At 75.8% G+C, this 20,359-nt stretch carries 20 protein-coding genes; 11 read left to right on the top strand and 9 right to left on the bottom strand.

What is annotated here, in order from left to right:
- Nucleotide 1 precedes the first annotated feature (1 nt).
- Nucleotides 2-676 (bottom strand): hypothetical protein, encoded by a 675-nt coding sequence (locus tag ACFY2K_RS40385; RefSeq protein ID WP_380522658.1) that lies wholly within the window; start codon nt 674-676, stop codon nt 2-4.
- A 296-nt stretch (nt 677-972) separates the two neighbouring features.
- On the opposite strand from ACFY2K_RS40385, the gene ACFY2K_RS40380 reads away from it, so the two are divergent.
- Complete coding sequence (locus ACFY2K_RS40380) at nt 973-2,217, top strand: 2-isopropylmalate synthase (RefSeq protein WP_387717669.1); 1,245 nt, start codon at nt 973-975, stop codon at nt 2,215-2,217.
- On the top strand, nt 2,214-2,915 hold the full coding sequence (locus tag ACFY2K_RS40375) for a hypothetical protein (RefSeq protein WP_387717668.1): 702 nt from the start codon (nt 2,214-2,216) through the stop codon (nt 2,913-2,915). The genes ACFY2K_RS40380 and ACFY2K_RS40375 overlap by 4 nt, the downstream gene beginning before the upstream one ends.
- A 76-nt stretch (nt 2,916-2,991) precedes the next feature.
- Here ACFY2K_RS40375 and ACFY2K_RS40370 read toward each other — a convergent pair whose 3' ends face one another.
- The 3 genes from ACFY2K_RS40370 to ACFY2K_RS40360 all read right to left on the bottom strand — a co-directional run bounded on the left by ACFY2K_RS40370 (nt 2,992) and on the right by ACFY2K_RS40360 (nt 5,170).
- Nucleotides 2,992-3,465, bottom strand: a complete 474-nt coding sequence (locus ACFY2K_RS40370) for an ATP-binding protein (RefSeq protein ID WP_375891600.1) — start codon at nt 3,463-3,465, stop codon at nt 2,992-2,994.
- A 186-nt stretch (nt 3,466-3,651) separates the two neighbouring features.
- Nucleotides 3,652-4,095 carry an STAS domain-containing protein gene (locus ACFY2K_RS40365; RefSeq protein WP_380522662.1) on the bottom strand — a complete coding sequence of 148 codons (444 nt, stop codon included), beginning with the start codon at nt 4,093-4,095 and terminating at the stop codon, nt 3,652-3,654.
- A 151-nt stretch (nt 4,096-4,246) separates the two neighbouring features.
- Nucleotides 4,247-5,170, bottom strand: a complete 924-nt coding sequence (locus tag ACFY2K_RS40360) for an RNA polymerase sigma factor SigF (RefSeq protein WP_375891604.1) — start codon at nt 5,168-5,170, stop codon at nt 4,247-4,249.
- 208 nt (nt 5,171-5,378) lie between these two features.
- On the opposite strand from ACFY2K_RS40360, the gene ACFY2K_RS40355 reads away from it, so the two are divergent.
- From ACFY2K_RS40355 to ACFY2K_RS40335, 5 genes are all read left to right on the top strand, one after another.
- Nucleotides 5,379-5,825 carry an SRPBCC family protein gene (locus ACFY2K_RS40355; protein ID WP_380594537.1) on the top strand — a complete coding sequence of 149 codons (447 nt, stop codon included), beginning with the start codon at nt 5,379-5,381 and terminating at the stop codon, nt 5,823-5,825.
- Between the two features lie 55 nt (nt 5,826-5,880).
- Nucleotides 5,881-6,249, top strand: coding sequence for a PRC-barrel domain-containing protein (locus ACFY2K_RS40350; protein ID WP_375891607.1), 369 nt, complete (start codon nt 5,881-5,883; stop codon nt 6,247-6,249).
- Nucleotides 6,250-6,348: 99 nt separating this feature from the next.
- Nucleotides 6,349-6,744, top strand: a complete 396-nt coding sequence (locus ACFY2K_RS40345) for an SsgA family sporulation/cell division regulator (RefSeq protein ID WP_380522664.1) — start codon at nt 6,349-6,351, stop codon at nt 6,742-6,744.
- Between the two features lie 63 nt (nt 6,745-6,807).
- The gene (locus ACFY2K_RS40340; RefSeq protein WP_380594533.1) at nt 6,808-7,017 is read left to right on the top strand and encodes a hypothetical protein; all 210 of its coding nucleotides are present in this window, start codon (nt 6,808-6,810) and stop codon (nt 7,015-7,017) included.
- A gap of 50 nt (nt 7,018-7,067) precedes the next feature.
- Entirely contained in the window at nt 7,068-8,183 is a 1,116-nt protein-coding gene (locus ACFY2K_RS40335; RefSeq protein ID WP_380594531.1) for a mechanosensitive ion channel family protein, read from the top strand.
- Nucleotides 8,184-8,207: 24 nt separating this feature from the next.
- Here ACFY2K_RS40335 and ACFY2K_RS40330 read toward each other — a convergent pair whose 3' ends face one another.
- Nucleotides 8,208-9,635 carry an amidase gene (locus tag ACFY2K_RS40330; RefSeq protein WP_380522667.1) on the bottom strand — a complete coding sequence of 476 codons (1,428 nt, stop codon included), beginning with the start codon at nt 9,633-9,635 and terminating at the stop codon, nt 8,208-8,210.
- Nucleotides 9,636-9,817: 182 nt separating this feature from the next.
- On the opposite strand from ACFY2K_RS40330, the gene ACFY2K_RS40325 reads away from it, so the two are divergent.
- The gene (locus tag ACFY2K_RS40325; RefSeq protein WP_387717663.1) at nt 9,818-10,651 is read left to right on the top strand and encodes a hypothetical protein; all 834 of its coding nucleotides are present in this window, start codon (nt 9,818-9,820) and stop codon (nt 10,649-10,651) included.
- Nucleotides 10,652-10,673: 22 nt separating this feature from the next.
- Here the strand turns inward: ACFY2K_RS40325 and ACFY2K_RS40320 are convergent, their stop codons facing one another.
- From ACFY2K_RS40320 to ACFY2K_RS40310, 3 genes are all read right to left on the bottom strand, one after another.
- The gene (locus tag ACFY2K_RS40320; protein WP_375891616.1) at nt 10,674-11,540 is read right to left on the bottom strand and encodes an NAD-dependent protein deacetylase; all 867 of its coding nucleotides are present in this window, start codon (nt 11,538-11,540) and stop codon (nt 10,674-10,676) included.
- Between the two features lie 100 nt (nt 11,541-11,640).
- Nucleotides 11,641-13,080: a carboxylesterase/lipase family protein gene (locus tag ACFY2K_RS40315; RefSeq protein WP_387717661.1), complete on the bottom strand. Its 1,440-nt coding sequence runs from the start codon at nt 13,078-13,080 to the stop codon at nt 11,641-11,643.
- Between the two features lie 123 nt (nt 13,081-13,203).
- Nucleotides 13,204-14,121 (bottom strand): MBL fold metallo-hydrolase, encoded by a 918-nt coding sequence (locus tag ACFY2K_RS40310; protein WP_380522670.1) that lies wholly within the window; start codon nt 14,119-14,121, stop codon nt 13,204-13,206.
- A 184-nt stretch (nt 14,122-14,305) separates the two neighbouring features.
- Between ACFY2K_RS40310 and ACFY2K_RS40305 the strand changes: the two genes are divergently transcribed.
- The 3 genes from ACFY2K_RS40305 to ACFY2K_RS40295 all read left to right on the top strand — a co-directional run bounded on the left by ACFY2K_RS40305 (nt 14,306) and on the right by ACFY2K_RS40295 (nt 19,789).
- The gene (locus ACFY2K_RS40305) at nt 14,306-15,343 is read left to right on the top strand and encodes a helix-turn-helix transcriptional regulator (RefSeq protein WP_380522671.1); all 1,038 of its coding nucleotides are present in this window, start codon (nt 14,306-14,308) and stop codon (nt 15,341-15,343) included.
- A gap of 127 nt (nt 15,344-15,470) precedes the next feature.
- Nucleotides 15,471-16,637 carry an alanine--tRNA ligase-related protein gene (locus ACFY2K_RS40300; protein WP_387717658.1) on the top strand — a complete coding sequence of 389 codons (1,167 nt, stop codon included), beginning with the start codon at nt 15,471-15,473 and terminating at the stop codon, nt 16,635-16,637.
- Nucleotides 16,638-16,798: 161 nt separating this feature from the next.
- Entirely contained in the window at nt 16,799-19,789 is a 2,991-nt protein-coding gene (locus ACFY2K_RS40295) for a BTAD domain-containing putative transcriptional regulator (protein ID WP_387717656.1), read from the top strand.
- A 44-nt stretch (nt 19,790-19,833) separates the two neighbouring features.
- On the opposite strand, the gene ACFY2K_RS40290 is transcribed toward ACFY2K_RS40295, so the two are convergent.
- On the bottom strand, nt 19,834-20,109 hold the full coding sequence (locus ACFY2K_RS40290) for a hypothetical protein (RefSeq protein WP_387717654.1): 276 nt from the start codon (nt 20,107-20,109) through the stop codon (nt 19,834-19,836).
- Nucleotides 20,110-20,359: the final 250 nt, after the last annotated feature.

Here is a 20,359-nt window from a genome sequence, read left to right as displayed (position 1 = left end):
CTCAGCCGGACCAGACGGTCACCGTCGCCTCCAGCTGGTAGTCCGCCGGGGCGATGGAGTCGACCTTGATCAGCGCGGTGCGACCGCCGGGGGTCCTGAGGCAGATCAGCGTCCCGACGCTCACGTGGGCCGAGTCGCCCGGGTGACTGGCGGCCCAGTCCGCGCAGGCGGCGCCGGAGGGCGGCGCCTGGCCGGTCCAGATGCCGAAGCTGTTGTGCTCCGAAGTGATCTCCTCGCGCACCACGGCCGTCGTGGCGGTGAAGCCCGCCGCGTAGATGCCCTGGGGGACGCCGGGGTGACGGCCCGGCGGGGTGAGGTCGAAGTCGGCCCCGCCGTCCATCGGGATGGCGACCTGGCCGCTCCAGACCACGGCGGGCCCGGCCGAGGAGGGCGGCGCGGGCGGGTTCGGCACGGCCGTGGCCGTCCCCGTCACCGCACCACCCGTCACCGCACCACCCGTCACCGCGCTGACCGACGGCGCCGTCGGCGTGTCACTTCCCGGCCGGATCGCCGTCCCCAGGATCAGCGCCAGCACCCCGACCGCGACCACCCCGACCCGGGCACCCCCGCTCTTCGGCCCCGGCAGGCTGATCCCGGCCCCGCTCGCCGTCTCCTTCGCGAAGGCCACGACGAAGCAGAGCAACCCGAACACCCACAACGTGATGGTTCCTGCCACGGACCCCGTCCCCCGCCTGCGCAGCCGACCTCGAACGCGCAGATGCTACAAGGAATCTGACATCACGACAGGACATTTCCTGCCGGTGCCGCTCCACCCCTGAGCCCGTCCAACCCCATTGAGCCCGCCCGAGCCCCCCCCTACCCCCGAACTCCCCTCCTGACAAGCGGATCCGGGAACTCCGTGCCGGAACGGCGGCAGTTTCCCGGCCCGCCCCCGCCGGCCCCGCCCGCCGCCTAGAGTCCCGACCCGGTTGCCCTCCGTCGGCGGAGGGCCGGGCGGGTTCGGGGGTTGCGATGGAGCGGGACGTCATACGGGAGTCCGCGCGGGCGGGCCGGGTGGTGCTCTGGGAGGAGTCGGCGCGGGACGGCGCCCAGGCCAAGACGCTGATGTCGGCCGCGTTCCGGGTCCGGCTGGCCCGCGAGCAGGGCCGGATGTTCGGCGCGGACGGGCCCCGGCACGTGGTCTTCGCGGCCGGTTTCCCGGCGGTGTGCGAGGAGGAGTACGAAGCGGTGCGCCGGGTCGCCGTGGAGGCCGAGGGCACGGTCAGCGTCGCCGCCGTGTGCCGGGGGCGGGCGGCGGACGTCCGGCAGGCGGTGGCCTCGGTGCGGGGCACCGCGCACGCCCGGGTCATGGTGGTCGTCCCCGCCTCCGAGCCGATGGCCCGGACGATGACCCACCGCCCGGCCCGGGAGGCCCTGGAGTCGGCGGCCGCCCTGATCGAGGAGGCCCGCGCCCTCGACGACGGGGTCGCCGTCGACCTCTGCCTCGCCGACGCCTCCCGCGCCGACCACGGCCTGCTGGCCGACCACGCGGGCGCGCTGACCGCCGCCGGGGCCGGGACCGTCCTGCTGGCCGACACCGTCGGCATCCAACTCCCCCACGAGGCGGCCGAGTTGTTCGGCCGGGTCCGGGCGGCGGCCGATCACGACGTCGTCCTGGGCGCCCACCTGCACAACGACCTCGGCCTCGGCCTGGCCAACACCCTGGAGGCACTGCGGGCGGGCGTCCGGGTGGTGTCCGCCTCCTGGCTGGGGATCGCCGAACGCAGCGGCATGGCGGCCACCGAACAGCTGCTGTTCCTGCTCACCCACGACCCGGCCCGGGCGGCGCGGCTGCTGGGCGACGACACCCCCGCCTGGTGGACCGCCCCGGACCTCACCGCACTGCCGCAGCTCGCCCGGGCCGTCTCCGGGGAGACCGGCGTCCCACTGGGCGTGACCACCCCCGTCGTGGGCAGCGGGGTCGGCACGATCTCCACCGGCACGCCCTTCGTCCACCCGCAGCTGTTCCAGCCCTTCGACCCCGAGGCCGTGCTGGGGATCGCCCCGAGCGTGGTGCTCACCCAGCTGGCCAGCCTCCGGGTGGTCCGGGCCGTCGCCGACCGGCTCGGCCACGAGCTCGACGAGCAGCAGGCCCGGGCCGCGCTGGCCTGGGTGAAGTCCCGGGCCTACCGCACCGGCCGGGCCGTCGTCGAGGACGCGGCCTTCGCCGCCTACCTGGTCGGCCTCCGCTCGGCACCGACCGGGGCGTCGGCATGACCGCCGGCACGGTCGGGACCGGCGGGACCGCCGGCACGGTCGACCTCGACGGCGCCCGGGCGGCCCTGCGGCGCGGCACCGCGGTGGTGCTGCCCAACCCGGCCCCGCTGACCCACGTCGTGGCCGGCACCGACCCACGGGCCGTCAACACCGCCAAGGGCCGGCCCGCCGAGCAGGCCGTCGCCCTCTGGGCGCACGACCCGGGCACCCTGGCGCGGCTCGGCGCCGCTCTCGACCTCTCCCCCGCCCTGGCCGCCGCCGCCCGCCGGCTGCTCACCGAGGAGCGGGTGACCCTGCTGCTCCCGCTGCTCCCACTGCTCCCGGGCGCGGCGCGGCCCGACTGGCTGGCCCCCGCCACCCGGGACGGCTGGACCCTGCTGTTCGGCGCCCGCTGGGACCCCCTGCTCCCGCTGCTCGCGGACCACCCGGTGCTGTACGTGAGCAGCGCCAACCGCACCGGCCACCCGCCCGCGGCGACGGCGGCCGGGGCCCGCGCGATGTTCCCGGCCGCCGTGCCCGTCCTCGGGCCGCTCTCCCCCGACGATCACGACGGGCCCACGCACGACCGGTTGGCCACCACGACCCTGCGGCTGCACCCGGACGGCCGGCTCGACCTGCACCGGCCCGGTGCCCAGGACCGGCCGTACCCCGGGCCCGAGGCCTACCTGGCGCACGTTCGCAGCACGTTCCTGCCGTGAGCTCGGCGCCCATGAACACGCGCGGCGCCCGGTCGTCCATCCGGAAACCGCGCGCCGAGGGATCGGGGCCGGGCCGTCAGTTGCCGGGCTCCCGCGGGGGCCGGGTGTCGATCTCGGCCCAGACCGTCTTGCCGTCGTCGTGCGGCACCGCGCCCCAGCGGGTGGCGGCCTTCTGCACGATGAACAGGCCGTGCCCGCCCGGCAGGCCCGGGCGGTGCGGCCGGCGCGGCTCGGGCAGGTCGGTCGAGCGGTCGCTGACCTCGATCCGCAGCCGGGCCGCGGAGGCGTCCAGGACGAGGTCGACGGGGCCGCCCGCGTGCAGCATGGCGTTGGCGACGAGTTCGGCGACCAGCAGCACGATGTCGTCCTCGGCCCCGGCCGGGCCGGTCGGCCAGGACCAGTCGGCGACGGCCTGCGCGGTGTACGCCCGGGCCCGGGCGACGGGCTTGGGCTGCCCGGCCAGGTGCAGGCGCCGGCGCTGGCCGCCGGGCGGCAGGGTGGGGCCGGTGCCCGGCCGGTCGCCGTCCAGGGTGGCCCGGCTGGTCGTCATGTGCGGGTTCCCCTTCGGTTCCGGTTCGGTTCCCGTGGCGGTTCCGGCGCCGTGCTCCCGGCGCGGTGTACCGCTGTGTGCCACTGCGTAGCGCGGTGTGCCGCTGTGTGCCATGTCGTTGCGCTGTCGTCTGGTCGGTTTCCCGACCACCGACGAATTATGCGTGCCGACGGGCGGCCGCGGCACTCACCGGGGTCCGGTGGCCGCGGCCTCCACGGTCGGGTGGAGCGAGAACACCGTGTCCGTGCAGGTCAGTTCCAGCAGCCGCCGCACCGTGCCGGACGGAGCCGCCAGTCGGAAGTCGACGTCCGCCGCCGCGGCCGATATCCGGGTCTGCAGCAGCAGGTTGAGGCCGGAGGAGTCGCAGAACCCGACCTGGGCGAGGTCGACGACGAGCAGCGGCGGGCGCTGCTCCACCAGGGCGTCGAGGGTGGTCCGGGCGGGGGCCAGGGTCTCGATGTCGAGGTCGCCCGCCAGGGCGCAGACGGCCGCTCCGGCGTCGGTGCACCAGGTGTGCACGGCCAGGTCGGGCCCGAGCGGGGCACCCGCCCCTGGGGCGTCGGAGGGTGCGGTGGTCGGCGGCACGGTCACGGACTCGTTCTCTGCGGGCATCGTCTTCTCGGCTGGCATCGTCGTCGTGTTCCCCTCAACGGGTGTGCTCCACGAGCGTACGCACGCCACCCGGCCCAGGACCAGGCCGGGGGCGGACCGGCCTGGTGGCGGTGGGTGACGGCGGGTGGCGTGCGCGGTGCGGCGGTGCGCCCGGTGACCGTGCGGCGGTTCAGTCGGCGGTGAGGTCCGCCCGCAGGTGTTTCAGGGTCCGGCTGAGCAGCCGGGACACGTGCATCTGGGACAGCCCCAGGCGGGCGCCGATCTGCGACTGGGTGAGCTCCTCGCCGAAGCGCATCGACAGGATCCGCCGGTCGCGTTCCGGCAGCGCGGCGACCAGCGGCTTGAGGACGATCAGGTTCTCGACCGTGTCGAACCTCGGGTCCTCCTCGCCGAGCCGCTGGGCGAGCGGGCCGCGGTCCTCCTCGCTCTCGGTCACCGGGGCGTCCAGGGATCCGGCGGTGTGGCCGTTGGCCGCGGCGAGGCCCTCGATGACCTCCTCCGGCGACAGGTCGAGGTGCTCCGCCAGTTCGGCCACCGTGGGCGCCCGGCCCAGCCGCTGGAACAGCACGTCGCGGGCCTTGGCGAGGGTGATGCGCAGCTCCTGGAGGCGGCGCGGCACGTGCACGGCCCAGGTGGAGTCCCGGAAGTGGCGGCGGATCTCGCCGAGGATGGTCGGCAGCGCGAAGGTCACGAACTCGGCGCCGTGGTCGGGGTCGTAGCGGTCGATCGCCTTGATCAGCCCGAGCGAGCCGACCTGGAGCAGGTCCTCCTCGGGCTCCCGGCGGTTGCCGACCCGGCGGATCGCGAAGCGCACCAGCGACAGGTTGAGCTCGATCAGCGTGGCCCGGACGTACGAGTACTCGGGGGTGCCCTCCTCCAGCGTCGCGAGCCGGGCCAGCAGCACCCTGGTCAGCTCCCGGGCGTCGCCCGGCGCCACCTGCTTCGGGTCCTCGATGCCGGCGAGCTCCGGCAGTTCCGGGTGCCCCGGTTGCCCCGGGAGCCCGTGCCCGGCGGCCCGGTGGGCGGCCGGCGCGGCCTCGTCCGGGGCCGGGGCGGTCACGCGGTGGAGGAGTTCGTCACTGGTCGTGGCCATGTCGGTCCTTTCCCCTCGGCGTACGGTCCGTCCCCGGATACCCGCCGTGGCCCGTTCCATGCCGGTTCCCCTTGTGAGGATTGCGTGAGCGAACGACCCGGGCGCCGACACGGTGACGCCCGCCACACCCCGCGCATGCCGGGCGGGGAACGGGGCACCCGGACCGGGTACGGGGCCGGAGCACGAGGAGGAGAAGGAGGACCGGACGATGGGACGGATCGAGGAATCGGTCGAGGTCGCCGCGCCGCTCGACGAGGTCTACCGGCACTGGGTGCACTGCGAGGACTTCCCGCGGTTCATGCGCGGCGTGGTCAGCGTGGACGTCACCGGTGGCGGCGCCAGCAGCTGGGTGGTCGAAACCGCGGGCGGCCGCCGGGAGTTCGAGGCCGTGACCACCGAGGTGGTGGAGGGCGAGCGGGTGGCCTGGGACGGCGGGAGCGGCCCGGTGCGGCACAGCGGCGTGGTGACCTTCCACCACGTGGACGACCGCACCACCCGGGTCATGCTCCAGCTGGAGGTCGAACCGCACGGGCTCTGGGCCCAACTCGCCGAGGCGCTCGGCTTCGTGGACCGCCGGGTCATCGACGACCTGAACGACTTCAAGCACCACGTCGAGCGGGACGACGACGCCCCCGGCACCACCCCGGGGGCATGAACTCCCGCATCGGGGGCAGCCGAGCCCTACCGGACGAGACGAAACGGAGGCAGTCATGACCGCACGCCGCACCATCTGGGAATTCCGCACCTCCGCCGGACACACCGCCGGCACCGACCTCATCGGCTTCCACGTCGAGGCCACCGACGGCGCGATCGGCAAGGTCGACAAGCTGTCCGAGGAGGTCGACGAGCAGTACCTGGTCGTCGACACCGGGCCGTGGATCCTCGGCCGTCGGGTCCTGCTCCCGGCCGGCACCGTGACCCGGATCGAGATCGGCGAGCAGAAGGTCTACGTCGACCGCTCCAGGGCCGAGATCCGCGACAGCCCCGACCTCGACGCCGGCGGGCCCGACCAGGAGGCCGACACCCGCGGGCGCTTCGGGCCCTACTGGGACCCGTACTACGGCGGCCGGATCCTCTGACCGGGCCGACGCCAGCACAGACCGACAGTCAGCGACGACGGACGGGGGCGGGCCGCCGGCTCCCCCCGTCCGGACCACCCGGGAAAGGGGAAACCTCCCATGGAACGTCTCACCACCCGGATCACCATGCGACTGATGACCGGCGACGACCGCAGCCGGGACCTGGACGTCGACTGGTCCTACAGGGACGACGAACCCCACGCGGCGGAGCTGGACTTCACCTCCTACCAGCCGAACGCGGTCTGGTCGCTCTCCCGCGACCTGCTGCTCGCCGGGCTGCACGCGCCCGCCGGCGAGGGCGACGTCCACGTCACACCGTTCGACGACGCCCACGTGTTGATCGCGCTGGCCGGCACCGAGGGCGTCGCCCTGCTCGCGGCCCCCGCGGCGGCGGTCGCCCGGTTCCTGGCCCGGACCGTACGGCTCGTCCCGCCGGGGCGGGAGCACGAGCGGATCGACTGGGACCGCGGCCTGCACGACTTACTGGCGGCCTGAACCCCATCGGCCCGCCGGGCCGTACGGCACCGCACCGCACCGCACCGAGAGGAGCACCCGCCCATGACCACCTCCCCCGCCCGCCCCGGTCAGCCGCCGCCCGCGCCCGCGCCGGAGCCCCCGGCGCCGCGGACCAGGCCGCTGCTGCCCGACCCGCCGCCCCCGCCCGGCTCGCCCGTCCCCCCGCCGGCCCCGCGCCCGGTGCACCGGCCGGCCCCCGAACCGGCCGCCCCGCAGCCGGGCCGGCCCCACCCGGTCGAGCCGCCCGACTGAACCGGCCCTGACCCCGACCACCGTGCCAGCAGCGGAAAGGAGAGCCGCAGATGTGGTGGAGCCTGCTCCGCCTGGCCGTCGTCGGAGCCGCGGCCGCCCTCCTCACCTACGGCCTGGACCGGGCCGTCCGGTCGGCGGCCCGGCGGCTGGCGGCCCCCCGGGGTGCCGGTGACGTCCCGGAGGTGCTGCGCAGGTGCCGCCACCCGGTGCTGGCGCTGACGGCCTGCCTGCTGCTCTCCGCCGCGCTGCCGTGGATCGCCGCCCCGCCCGCCGCCCGCGCGGGGCTGCGGCACCTGGCGGTGATCCTGGCGATCACCTCCGGCGGCTGGCTGTGCGGCCGGCTGGTGGCGATCCTGGCGGAGGGCGCCGCCCGGCTCGCCGTGCACCGCCGCGAGCCGGCCTGGGCGGGCCGGGCCCGGACCCAGGCCGTCCTGCTCGGCCGGATCGGCCAGGCGGTGGTCGGCCTGGTCACCCTGGGCGCGGTGCTGATGACCTTCCCGGCCGTGCGCGGGGTCGGCACCAGCCTGCTGGCCTCCGCCGGGCTGGTCGGCGTGGTGGCGGGCGTGGCCGCCCAGAGCACCCTCGCCAACGTCTTCGCCGGGGTGCAGCTGGCCTTCGGCGACCTGGCCCGGATCGGCGACGTCGTGGTGGTGGCCGGGGAGTGGGGGACGGTCGAGGAGATCACCCTGACCGCCGTGGTGATCGAGACCTGGGACCAGCGGCGGCTGATGATGCCGATGTCGTACTTCGTCGGGCGGCCGTTCGAGAACTGGTCCCGCCGCTCCAGCCGGATCACCGGCACCGCGCTGCTCCACCTCGACCACCACGCCCCGATCGGGCTGCTGCGCGAGGAGTTCGAGGACTACCTGGCCAAGTGCGAGCTCTGGGACGGCCGGGGCAGCGCCCTCCAGGTGGTCGACACCACGCCGACCACCATCGTGGTGCGGGTGCTGGCCACGGCGGCGGACGGCGGCGACGCCTTCGAACTGCGCTGCCGGCTCCGCGAGCACCTGATCGGCTACCTGCGCGACCGCCACCCGTACGCGCTGCCGCGCCTCCCGGTGGCGGAGGCGCCCGCGCGGGACCCGGACGACCGGGGGGACCCCCGTACCCCCCGGCCGACCCCGGGCCCGCACACCCCTCCACCACGAACGCCTCCGCTGTAGGGTCCCGGCCGGTCGGCCCGCGCGCTACGGCCGCGGGTCGATCGGCGTCAGCGCGCCGAAGCGGCGTTCGAGCACCTCGGCGGCGTCCAGGCACTGGTCCTCGCGGTACATCCGGCCGATCAGCTGGAGGCTCTGCGGCAGCCCGTCGGCGAACCCGCTGGGCACGTTCACCGCGGGCACCCCGATCAGCGAGGTCACCGCGCACACGGCCCTGGGCAGCGTCAGCCGGGCGTGGCCCTCGGCGTCGGTGTCCTCGGAGAACACGTCGACCCCGGGCACGGGGTGGGGGCAGGTGGGGGTGAGGAGCAGCGGGTGGGTCTCCATCAGCGCGGCCCAGTCGCGCTGGAGGCCGAGCCGGACGCCGGTCTGCCGGAGGAACTCGCCGAGGTCCTCGTGCGGGGTGCGCTCCAGGAACAGGTCGACGTTCCGGGCCCCCTTCTCGGTGAGCAGCTGCCGGACCCGGGACCAGTTCAGGCCGAACTCGGTCATGATCAGCTTGCCGTAGCACTCCAGGGCCTCGGACAGCCGGGGGATCCTGACCTCCTCGACCTCGTAGCCGGCCTCGACCAGGGCCTCGGCGGCGTCGACGGCGGCGGCGCCGATCTCGGGGTGGACGCCGATGCCGGCCGGGTCGACCACGACGCCGACGGTGATCGGGCGGGTGGGGCGTGGCCCGCGGAGCGGCGCCGGGACGGCCCTCGGGTCCTGCGGGTCGGCGCCCGCCAGCGCCTCGAAGGCGGCGCGCAGGTCGGCGACCGAGCGGGCGAACGGGCCGTCGACCGGGATGAGTTGGGAGGCCAGCATCGGCTCCTGGCCGAGGATGCGGTGGTCGGCGGCGAAGCGGCCGTAGCTGGGCTTGAGCCCGGCGACCCCGTTGAAGGCGGCGGGCAGTCGGACCGAGCCGCCGGAGTCGTTGCCGAGGCCGAGCGCCGCCATGCCGACCGCGACGGCCACCCCGTCGCCGCCGCTGGTGCCGCCCGGGTTCCTGGTCCGGTCCCACGGGTTGTACGTCCGGCCGTAGAGCTGGCTCTCGGCGTCGGAGGAGATCGACAGGTCGGACATGTTGGCGTGGCCGATCGGGATGGCGCCCGCGGCGCGCAGGCGGCGCACCGGCGGGGCGTCGGTCTCGGCGACGTGGTCGCGGAACCTGGGCACGCCGTGGGTGGTCGCCCAGCCGGCGACGCGGATGTTCTCCTTCACGGTGAACGGCACCCCGGCCAGCGGGCCGAGCGGCTCGCCGGCCGCGCGGCGCCGGTCGGTCTCGCGGGCGGCCTCGCGGGCGGCGTCCGCCATCAGCTGGGTGACGGCGTTGACGGCCGGGTTCACGGCCGCGATGCGCTCCAGGTGGCTCTCCACCACCTCGGCCGCCGTGAGCTCGCCACGGGCGACGGCGGCCCCCAGTTCGGTCGCGCCCAGTTGCCACGGGGCGGTGGTGGTCGGTGCGGCACTCATCGTGGTTTCCCCTCCGGTTCGTTCCGATGCGCTTGCATCGCATCGCGGGTCCATCACACCGCACCCCGGGAACCGATGCAAGTGCATTACTACGATCCCGCGGCGGATCCGCCCGTTCCGTCGGCACCGGTCGGCGCCGGTCGACGTTAGGGTGAACGGATCGAATGATCATCAGGAGAGCCATGACCGCCGCCAAGCCCCGCGTCCTGCTCGTCACCGACCTCGCCTACCAGGCCCGGGGGCGCCGCTACTGCGACGAGGACATCCAGCTCTCCGCCCGCCTGCGCGAGGACTTCGACGTCGCCCTCTGCCACCCGCGCGACGCCGCCGCGCTGATGGACTCCTTCGACCTGGTGCTGGTCCGCAACAGCGGCCCGGTGCTGGAGCACCTCGCCGCGTACCGGGACTTCCGCGCCCGGGCGCTCGAACGCGGCACCCGCGTCTACACCCAGCTCACCGGGCGCGCCGACCAGGCCGGCAAGCAGTACCTGCTCGACCTCACCGCCGCCGGGTACCCCGTCATCCCCACCGTCGACCGGGCCGCCGACCTCGACCGGCTGCCCGTCGTGCCCGAGTACGTCGTCAAGCCGAAGCTCGGCGCCGACTCCATCGGCCTGCGGATCGTCCCCCGCGAGCAGCTCGACACCGTCGCGTACGACCAGGACGTCCTGGTCCAGCCGCTGGTCCCGTTCCGCTACGAGGTCTCGTTCTACTTCGTCGACGACGCCTTCCAGTACGCCCTGCACGCCCCCGACCCGGAGCGGCGCTGGCACCTCGAACCGTACGAACCCACCGCCGCCGACCTGGAGTTCGCCCGGCGCTTCATCGCCTGGAACACCGTCGAGCACGGCATCCAGCGGGTCGACGCCTGCCGCACCCCCGAGGGCGCGCTGCTCCTGGTCGAGCTGGAGGACCTCAACCCCTACCTCTCGCTCGACCTGGTCGACCCGGCCGTCCGGGACCGCTTCGTCGACGCCCTCAAGGCCGCGCTGCACGCGCTCGCCACGAAGCCCTGACCCGCCGGGCTGCACGCGTTCGCTACGACGCCCTGACCCGCCGGGCGGCCTCGGTCAGCACCGCGCCCAGCGGCAGGCCGACCCGGGCCGCCGCCAGCTCGTCCCCGCGGGTCGCGCCCTGGTTGACGATCACCACCGGGGTGCCCGCGCGGGCGGCCCGGCGCACGAAGCGCAGCCCCGACATGACCGTGAGCGAGGAACCCAGCACCAGCAACCCCTGGGCCGCGTCCACGAGTTCGAAGCAGCGCTCGACCCTCGGCCTGGGCACGCTCTCGCCGAAGAAGACCACGTCCGGTTTGAGCACTCCCCCGCACACCGCGCACGGGGCGACCCGGAAGGCGGCCACCGACTCCGGCGCCAACTCGGCGTCGCCGTCCGGGTTGACCCGGGCCGGGCCGTCCCGGAAGCCGCCGTTCAGCTCCTCCAGCCGGCGGTCCAGCTCGGTGCGCGGGCTGGTCCTGCGGCAGTCCAGGCAGACCACCCGGTGCAGCCCGCCGTGCAGCTCCACCGCCGTCCGGGTGCCGGCCGCGCGGTGCAGGCCGTCCACGTTCTGGGTGATCACCGCCGACACGTGCCCCGAGCGCCGCAACCGCTCCACCGCCCGGTGCCCGGCGTTCGGCTCGGCCGCCGCGATCGCCCGCCAGCCGACGTGGCTGCGCGCCCAGTACCGCTGCCGGGCCGCCGCGCTCCCGGTGAACTCCTGGAAGGTCATCGGCGCCGCGCGCCGCCGGCTGCCCGTCTCGCCCCGGTAGTCCGGGATCCCGGACTCGGTGGACAGGCCCGCCCCGCTGAGCACCACCGCCCCGCGCCCGGCCAGCAGGCGCACCAGCGCCGCCAGGCCGGCCGCATCGGCCGCCGTACCGCCGGGAGTCGCCGCGAGCGCGTCCATGCCGTCCAGGGTAGGACCGGGCCGGGCGCGGGAGCGAGGGCCGGGGCGGCGCGGGGCCTTGGCGGCCGGGGCCCGGCAGCCGGGGCACGGCGGCGGGGGCTCAGCCGCGGAGGGGTTCGGCCGCCGGGTGCTCCGGGTCGTACCCCGCCCAGCCCGGCTCGCCGCTCCGGGCGAACGCCGTCCAGGCACCGTGCACCCGGGCGGCCAGCCCCGCCGGCACCGGGTCGGGGCCGAGCAGCCCCTCGGGCCCGTGCAGCCAGGGCTCGTCCGCCACGTCGAACACGAAGGGCAGCTCGACGGTGTGGGCGGCGCCGAGCCGCCCGTCCAGGGCCGTGGACCGGTACCCGAAGGAGTAGCGGTGGGTGCGGCCGCCGGAGATCCGGGCGTGTGCCCGGGCGATGCACTCGGTGCCGGCCTCGAACAGGGCCTGCGCGAGCACGGCGGAGCGCAGTTCGCCCGGGGTGGCCCGCGGCCGGCCGGCGCGCAGGGCCGCGAGCACGCCCTCCGGGTCGGCCAGCAACCCGGTGGCGGCCGCGCGCAGCCCCGCCTCCGTGGTGGATTCCAGCTCCCCCTGCGGCGCCAGGTAGAGGTTCGCCTCCTCGGTGTTGGTGCCGATCAGCAGGTCGACGTCCCGGGCCGGGCCGGCGGCCAGCGCGTCCGCGGGCTGGACCGGCAGGACCAGCCCGAGCGGGCTGAGCCCGGCCAGCGGGTCCACGGCGGTGCCGGTGCGCAGGTCGAGGCCGGTCAGCTCGGGCAGGACCGCCACCAGCCGCTCGTCCGGCACGGCGGCGAACGCCCCGGCCGTCGGCTCGACGCCCAGGGCCGCGGCCGCGGCGGCCGTGACCCGCCGTGCCTGCTCCGGGGTGAACGCGCCCGTCCCGCTGCCGCTCTGGACCACGGCCCGCCGGAACAGCCCGCGCGCCTGCGGCGTGGCGAGCAGCGCGCAGACGAGCGTGGCGCCCGCGGACTCGCCGAACACGGTGACGTTGCCGGGGTCGCCGCCGAAGGCCGCCACGGAGTCGCGCACCCAGCGCAGCGCGGCGAGCACGTCCAGCAGGCCCCGGTTGGGCGGGGCACCCGGCAGGTCGAGGAACCCGGGGATGCCCAGGCGGTAGTTCACCGCCACCAGCACCACGCCGTCCCGGGCGAAGGCGGAACCGTCGTAGAGGGCGGCGCGGTTGGAGCCGGTGATGAAGCCGCCGCCGTGCACGAAGACCATCACCGGGCGGCGCCGGCCGTCGGCGGCGGGCGTGTGGACGTCGACGGTGAGGTACTCCGGGCCGGGCACCCAGCCCGGCCCGAAGTAGGGGCTCACGTCGAGCCCGTCGAAGGCGCGGGGCGGCTGCGGGGCGGTGGGCGAGGGCCGGGTGCCGTCGCGGACGCCGGACCAGCCGGGGTGCGGCCGGGGCGGGGCGAACCGGCCGGCGCCGGCCGGCGCCGCCGCGTAGGGGACGGCCCGGTAGCGCTCGCCGGTGCGGGCGCGGGCGCCGCGGACGGCTCCCGCCGGGGTCGTGACGACGGGTTCTGCCTGTCGGGGCACGTGAATCGGTTCCTCTCCACTGCGTCAACCGGGCGAACCGGCTGACCTGGCTGGACTGGCTGGACCGGTTGAACTGGGGGCTGACCCGGGGCCGCCCCGGGGCCGACCGGTGTCGGCGGCGCGTCAGGAGATGCGCGGGAAGCCCGCCCACTCCTCGACCGCGAAGCCCGGGCCGCGGCGCGCGACCTCGACCGCGCCGCTGCCGCCGAAGTGCGCCGGGAAGAGCAGCGCGTGCCGCTCCGCGGCATCGCCGAGCAGCCGGTGCCGGGTGGCGCGGGACTGTGCCGGGTCCTCGCAGAAGCAGGAGTTGGTGTCCGGCTCGGCGAGTTGGAGCGGGGTGTGCACGAGGTCCCCGACGAACAGGGCGCGTTCGCCGTCGGAGTCCAGGGTGAGCACGGAGGATCCCGGGGTGTGCCCGGGCGCGGGGTCCAGCCGCAGGTTGCGGTCGATCCGGTGCCCGCCGTCCCACAGCCGGACCTGCCCGGCCCGGTGGACCGGCGCGACGCTGTCCTCGAAGACGTTCCGGTTGCCCTCGCCGAGCACGCTCCGGTGGCCGTTGGCCGGGTCCCAGAACTCGAAGTCCGGGCGCGGGACGAGGTACGTCGCGTTGGGGAAGGTCGGCACCCACTCCCGGCCCTCCAGGCGGGTGTTCCAGCCCACGTGGTCGATGTGCAGGTGGGTGTTGACCACGAGGTCGACGTCCTCGGGCCGCACCCCGGCGGCGGCGAGGTTGTCCAGGTACTCCGTGTCCAGCCGGTGCCAGACCGGCGCGTACGGCCGGTCCTTGTGGTTGCCCACCCCGGTGTCGACCAGGATCGTGCGGCCCTCGCTGCGCAGCAGCCAGGTCTGGATCGCGGTGCGGCACTGGTCGGTCCCCGGGTCCCAGAAGTCGGGCGCCAGCCAGTCGCGGTGCTCCTGCCACGCGCCGTCGGGACTGTCCGGGAAGAACTGCCCGGGGGTCAGCCCGGCCGGGCCGTAGTACTCCTTGACCCGGGTGACCGTGACGTCGCCGAGGGTGAGCTGGTCCGGGGCGTGGTGCATGGGTCCGTCCTCCGGTGCGGGGCGCGCCCCGGGGCGGGGCGGCCGGCTGCGGCCCGTGCGGCGGATCGTGTCGGACGGGCCCTGGCACCGAGCCTCGGCGGTCCGGGCGGCGCGGACCAGTCCCGGCCGTTCCTACCCCTCGCAGGGTGTGGCAGCGCCCGGCCGGCCGTCGAATACTGGGGGGATGAACGGACCAGGACCCCTCGGCGACTTCCTCCGGGCCCGACGGACGCGGCTGCATCCCGCGGACGTCGGACTGCGCGAACTCGGGCCCCGCAGAAGGGTGTCCGGGCTCCGGCGGGAGGAGGTGGCGCAGCTGGCCGGCGTCAGCGTCTCGTACTACACCCGGCTCGAACAGGGGCTGTCCCGCGGGGCCTCGCCCGAGGTGCTGGACGCGATCGCCCGCGCCCTGCTGCTCGGCGGCCACGAGCGCGAACACCTCGACCGGCTGGCCGGCGCCGCCCGCCGGGCACCCCGGGTGCGCCGCCCCGGGCCGGAGCGGCTCACGGCGGAGACCCGCGACCTGCTGCGCTCCGTCGGCGGCGTCCCGGCGGTGGTGCTCGGCCGCCGGATGGACGTCCTGGCCTGGAACCCCCTCGGCCACGCCCTGCTGGCCGGCCACCTGGACCGGGACAGCCCCGACGACCCGGCGCGGCGCCCGAACCTGGGCCGGATGCTGTTCCTGGACGCCCACACCCGGGAGCTGTACGCGGACTGGCCGCGCAAGGCCCGCGGGGTGGTCGGGAACCTGCGCGGAGCCGTCGGCCGACACCCGGAGGACCGGCTGCTCGCCGAGTTGATCGGCGAACTGACCATGGGCAGCCCGGAGTTCGTCGCCCTGTGGGCCGACCACCGGGTGGCGCCCTGCGACACCGCCGCCCACCTGCTGCACCACCCGGTGGTGGGCGCGCTGGAGGTGCACCAGCAGCTGCTGTCGATCGCGGGCTCGCCGGAGCAGGCACTCATCGTCCACACCGCGCCGGCCGGCTCCCCCGCCGAGGAGGCCCTGGCCCTGCTCGGCCGGGCGGGCGAGTTCGGCCCCTCGGCCGCACCGGGCGCCCGCAAGCCGGACACCCGCAAGCCGGGCACCCACAGACCGGTGGCCCGCAAAACCGGTGGCCCGGCGGGTGCCGCCGGAGTTAACCTCGGGGACATGGACGTCATGGACCGAAGCACCAGCGCAGCCGCGCGAGCCGCCAGCTCGCCGGTTGCCGCCGCCTGACGTACCCCCTCCCCCGGCGACCGGAAACGGTCCGCCGGTGGTGTTCCCGGGGCGTTCCCTCCCCCGGTCCCGATGATCGCGCGGCTCGTTCTCCGGCGCCTCCCTCCCCCGAGAAGGAGCCACCGCCATGAACACCGACCAGCTCGTCCGCGTCTTCACCGAGTACTTCGAGGAGCGCGGCCACCGCCGGACCATCGGCTCCACCCTGCTGCCCCCGCCCGGCGACCCGGTGCTGTTCACCACCTCCGGCATGCACCCCATCACCCCGTACCTGGAGGGCCGTCCGCATCCGCTCGGGACGAGGCTGGTCAACCGGCAGCGGTGCCTGCGCACCACCGACCTGGACGAGGTCGGCGACCGCACCCACCTCACCGTCTTCGAGATGCTGGGCAGTTGGTCGCTGGGCGACTACGAGGGCCCGCAGAGCCTCGACTGGGGCTACGGCCTGCTCACCGACGGCCTCGGCATCGACCCGGGCCGCCTGCACGCCACCGTCTTCGGCGGGGACGACCGGGTCGGGCCGGACACCGGCTCGCTGGAGCTCTGGCAGGACCGCGGGGTCCCGGTCGAGCTGACCGTCGACGACAACTGGTGGTCCAACGGGCCGACCGGCCCCTGCGGCCCCGACTCGGAGATCTTCCTCTGGACCGGCGACACCCCGCCGCGGTCGACCCCGACCCGGGACGACCGCTGGGTGGAGGTGTGGAACCACGTGATGATGCGTCACCGCCGGCTCGACGACGGCTCGCTCGTGCCGCTCCCCCAGCGCAACGTGGACACCGGACTCGGCCTGGAACGGCTCTCCTCGCTGCTCCAGGGCCGCTCCTCGGTCTTCGAGTGCGACGTCTTCGACCCCTGGCGCCGCCTGGTGCCGCCGCTGTGGCAGCTGGACGAGCCATCCCTGCGCCTGGTCTGCGACCACCTGCGCTCGTCGGTCGTGGTGATCGGCGACGGTGTCCGCCCCGGCACCACCGGCCGCGGCTACGTGCTGCGCCGCCTGGTCCGCCGGGTGCTCACCGTGCTGCGCCGCGACGACCCGCAGCGCCGGCTCGGGGACCTGCCGCCGGAGCTGGTGCGGCACACCCTGGACCGCTTCGGCCAGGACGTGGACCCGGAGTCGGTGCGCCGGGTGCTGCTCGACGAGGAGCAGCACTTCGACCGCCTGCTGGAGCGCGGCCGCCGGCTGCTCTCCCGCCCCCGCTTCCGCGGCCCGCTCGGCGAGGACGACCTCCGCTACCTCCACGACACCCACGGCCTGCCGCGCGAGCTGGTCCTCGAACTGCGGTCGCAGTGACGGACGGTGGCGGGGGCGGGACGGTCGGCAGTACCGTTCCGGCCCCGGCACCGCTCTCCGCCTCCCACCGGCCGCCGACCCGACCTGGCTCGGCGGCCCTGGTGGATCGGGCTGGTGCGTGTAAGGTAAGTCGACTTTTCGGGGGGCGGGGGAAACGGAACGTGGTTCAGGACGAGTGTGCGCCGACGCGGCTGCGGTTCAGCCTGCTGGGGCCGATCGGCATCGAGGCCGACGGACGGGCCGTGCCCGCGGGCCCGCCCCAGCAGCGGGCCGTGCTGGCGGCGCTGCTGCTGCGGGCCGGCCGCCCCGTCACCCTGCACGAGCTCGTCGACGCGCTGTGGGGTGCCGAACCGCCCTCGTCCGCCGTGATGGTCCTGCGCACCTATGCCTGGCGGATCCGCCAGCGGCTGGCCGGCCCTGACGGCGGCGGACGCGACGGTGGCGGCACCAGCACCGGCGTGACCGGCCCCGACGGCGGTGCGCCCGTGGCGCAGCTGCTCAGCTCGGTGGGCGACGGCTACCGGCTGTCCGTACCGCCGGAGTCCGTGGACGTCCACCGGGCCGAGCGGCTGGCCGCCACCGCCGCCCGCGCCTGGCGCAAGGGGCGGCGGAAGGAGTGCGCCACGCTGCTCACCGAGGCGCTCTCCCTGTGGCAGGGGGAACCGCTGGCCGGCGTGCCCGGGCCGCTCGCCGAGGCCGAGCGCTCCCGCCTCGCCGAGCTGCGGCTGACCCTGACCGAGCAGCGCTTCGCCGCCGAGCTCGCCCGCGGCCGGCACCACGCCCTGGTGTCCGACCTCACCGCGTTCGTCCAGCAGCACCCGCTGCGCGAGCAGAGCTACGGCTTCCTGATGCAGAGCCTGTACGCCGCCGGCCGACAGGCGGACGCGCTCGCCGTCTTCGCCCGGGCCCGGCGCACGCTGGGCGAGGAGCTGGGGATCGACCCCGGCCCGGAGCTGTGCGGGCTGCACGGCCGGATCCTGGCCGGTGACCCGGACCTGCTGGCACCCGCCCCGGCGGCGGTCCTCACCCCGGCGCCGGAGGGCGTCGTCCGCCCGGCCCAACTACCGCCGGACATCTCCGACTTCAGCGGCCGCACCGAGGCCGTCCGGCAGCTCGCCGAAGGCCTGACCGGAGCCGACCGGTCCGTCCTCGGCGTGGCCTCGATCAGCGGCATGGGCGGCATCGGCAAGAGCACGCTGGCCGTCCGGGTCGCCCACCAGGTCCGCGACCACTACCCCGACGGCCAGTTCTACGCCGACCTGCGCGGCACCAGCGGCGAACCGGCCGACGCCGCCGCCGTCCTGGGCAGCTTCCTCGGCGCACTCGGCGTCGCCGCCGCCGACCTGCCGCGCGGCGTCGAGGACCGCTCCCGGCTGCTGCGCAGCCTGCTCGACGGCCGCCGGGTCCTGCTCCTGCTCGACGACGCCCGCGACCTCGCCCAGCTGCGCCCCCTGCTGCCCGGCTCCGGCGACTGCGCGGTGATCGTCACCGGCCGCACCCGGGTCCCCGGCCTGTCCTCCCGTGCCCACCTCGACCTCGACGTGTTCGCCGTCGACGAGGCCCTGGACCTGCTGCGGCAGGTCATCGGCGGCCCGCGGGTGGCGGCCGAGCCCGCCGCCGCCGACGAGGTGGTCGGCCTCTGCGGCCGGCTGCCGCTCGCCGTGCGGATCGTCGCCGCCCGGCTGGCGGCCCGGCCCCACTGGGCGCTGGACCGGCTGGTCACCGCGCTCACCGACGAACGCCACCGGCTCGACCAGCTGCGCGTCGGCGGCCTCGCCGTGACCACCGTGTTCGAGCTCGGCTACCGGCAGCTCAACGGCGTCCAGGCGTACGCCTTCCGCACCCTCGCCCCCTTCACCCGGCCGACGATCGCCCTGGATGCGGCGGCGGCCGCGCTCGGCCTGGGCCCGGAGGACGCCGAGGAGGTATTGGAGTCCCTGGTGGACGCGGCCCTGCTGGAGTCGCCGCAGCCCGGCCGGTACCGCTACCACGAACTGCTGCGCAACTACGCCGAGCAGCGGCTGCTCCCGCACGAACGGCCGCCGGTGGCCGCCCGGCTGCTGCGCTTCCTGCTGGCGGGCGCCGTCGCGGCGTTCCAGCGGGCGGTCCCGGGGGATCCGGTCGGCACCACCTTCACCGTCGCGGGCGCCGCCCGCTTCGCCGACCTGGCCGGGGCAAGGGCCTGGGTGGTGCGGGAGTTCGACGGCATCGCCCACGCCGTCGGCGCGGCCGTGCGCTCCGCCCCCGACCCCGCGCTGCTCGACGTCGCCGCCGATCTGCTGGTCGCCTGCAGCGCCTTCGGCCGGGACATCTCCTCAACCCTGCTGGGTTCGGTCGCCCACGAGGCCGCCGAGGCCGCCGAGTCGCTCGGCCACCACCGGGCGGCCGGCCGGGCCCGCTTCGTCTGCGGCAACGTGGCCGTCCAGGCCACCCGGCTCGACGAGGCCCGCGAGCACACCACCCGGGCCGCGGACTCCTGCCGGCGCGCGGAGGACACCGTGATCCTCCGACAGACCTGCAACGACCTCGGCGTCATCGCGCTGTTCCAGCAGCGGAACGCCGACGCGGTGCGCAACTTCGACCAGGCCCTCGCGCTGGCCCGCCTCCTCGGCCACCGCTCCGGGGCGCTCGCCACCGCCCTGAACGCCGCCGTCGCTCGGCTGCGCAGCGGCGCCGCCGAGGAGGCGGTGGCGATCTGCGACGAGGAGCTGCTGGCCCTGCGGGACGTCCCGGACAGCCACGGGGCCGCCCACGCCCTCGGGATCCGCGGCCGCGCACTGCACGAACTCGGCCGCCACGACGAGGCCCTGGCCACCTACCAGGAATGCCTGGAGCTGTGCCGCACGGCCGGTCTGCCCCGCCAGGAGGCGATGGCCCGCTACCGGCGCGCCGACACCCTGCGGGTGACCGGCCGGCCCGCGGAGGCCCTGACGGAGGCCCGGGCGGCAGTGACCCACCTGGAGGGCGCGCGCGACGGCGAACGCGACCTGGCGTACGCCCTCCAGATCCTGGCCCGGACCGAGGCCGGCCTCGGCGACCGCGCGGCGGCCGAGGAGCACGCGGCCCGGGCGTACGCCTCGCTGGCCGCCCTGGGACTGCCGGAGGCGGCGGACGCCCGGGAACTCCTCGACCGGCTGCGCTCCGAGGTCTGAGCGGCGGCCCCCCCGGGGATCCGCCGCGGTCGGGGCCGGGCGGCTCAGAGCTGCCCGCCGGACGGCAGCGGCCTGGAGGCGATGGTGTTCCACTCGTTGGTCTCGTCGATGTGCACCCTGGGGTCACCGTTCACCCCGGCCAGGGCCGCCGCCCCGGGCTGGAGCGTGGCGGCCGCCACCGACGCCGCCAGGGCGGAACCCTCCGCCGCAGCCGGAGCGGCCGGGGCGGCCTGTGCGGCCGTGGCCGCGAGCAGCACGGCGCCGGTGGCGAGGCCCAGCAGGGTTGCGGCGCGCTTGGCGGCGTTCGGAACACGGTTCATGGAGGACTCCAGTTCGTTGCGGAGACAGTTGCGCCGGCCCACCGGAGTGTGTGCCGACTCGGTGAGCTTCGCAGCCGCCGATAGACAAATGATCAACGCACCCCACGCGAGCGTCCCAGAGTGGCCCAGGGTCTGGACGAGTAGTTCCGAGGTTGGGATGCTCTTATGGATGTCAAGCAGCGATGGTGAGCTGCTCGGTGGTGGTGCTCGGTGTGCTGGGCGTGGTCAGGACTCGGTAGATCTCTCGGGC

It is taken from the genome of Kitasatospora sp. NPDC001309 (genome assembly GCF_042896295.1).
Taxonomy (GTDB): domain Bacteria; phylum Actinomycetota; class Actinomycetes; order Streptomycetales; family Streptomycetaceae; genus Kitasatospora.
The sequence above is the reverse complement of the archived record's forward strand: the minus strand, read 5'-3'. Positions and strand labels throughout refer to the sequence as shown.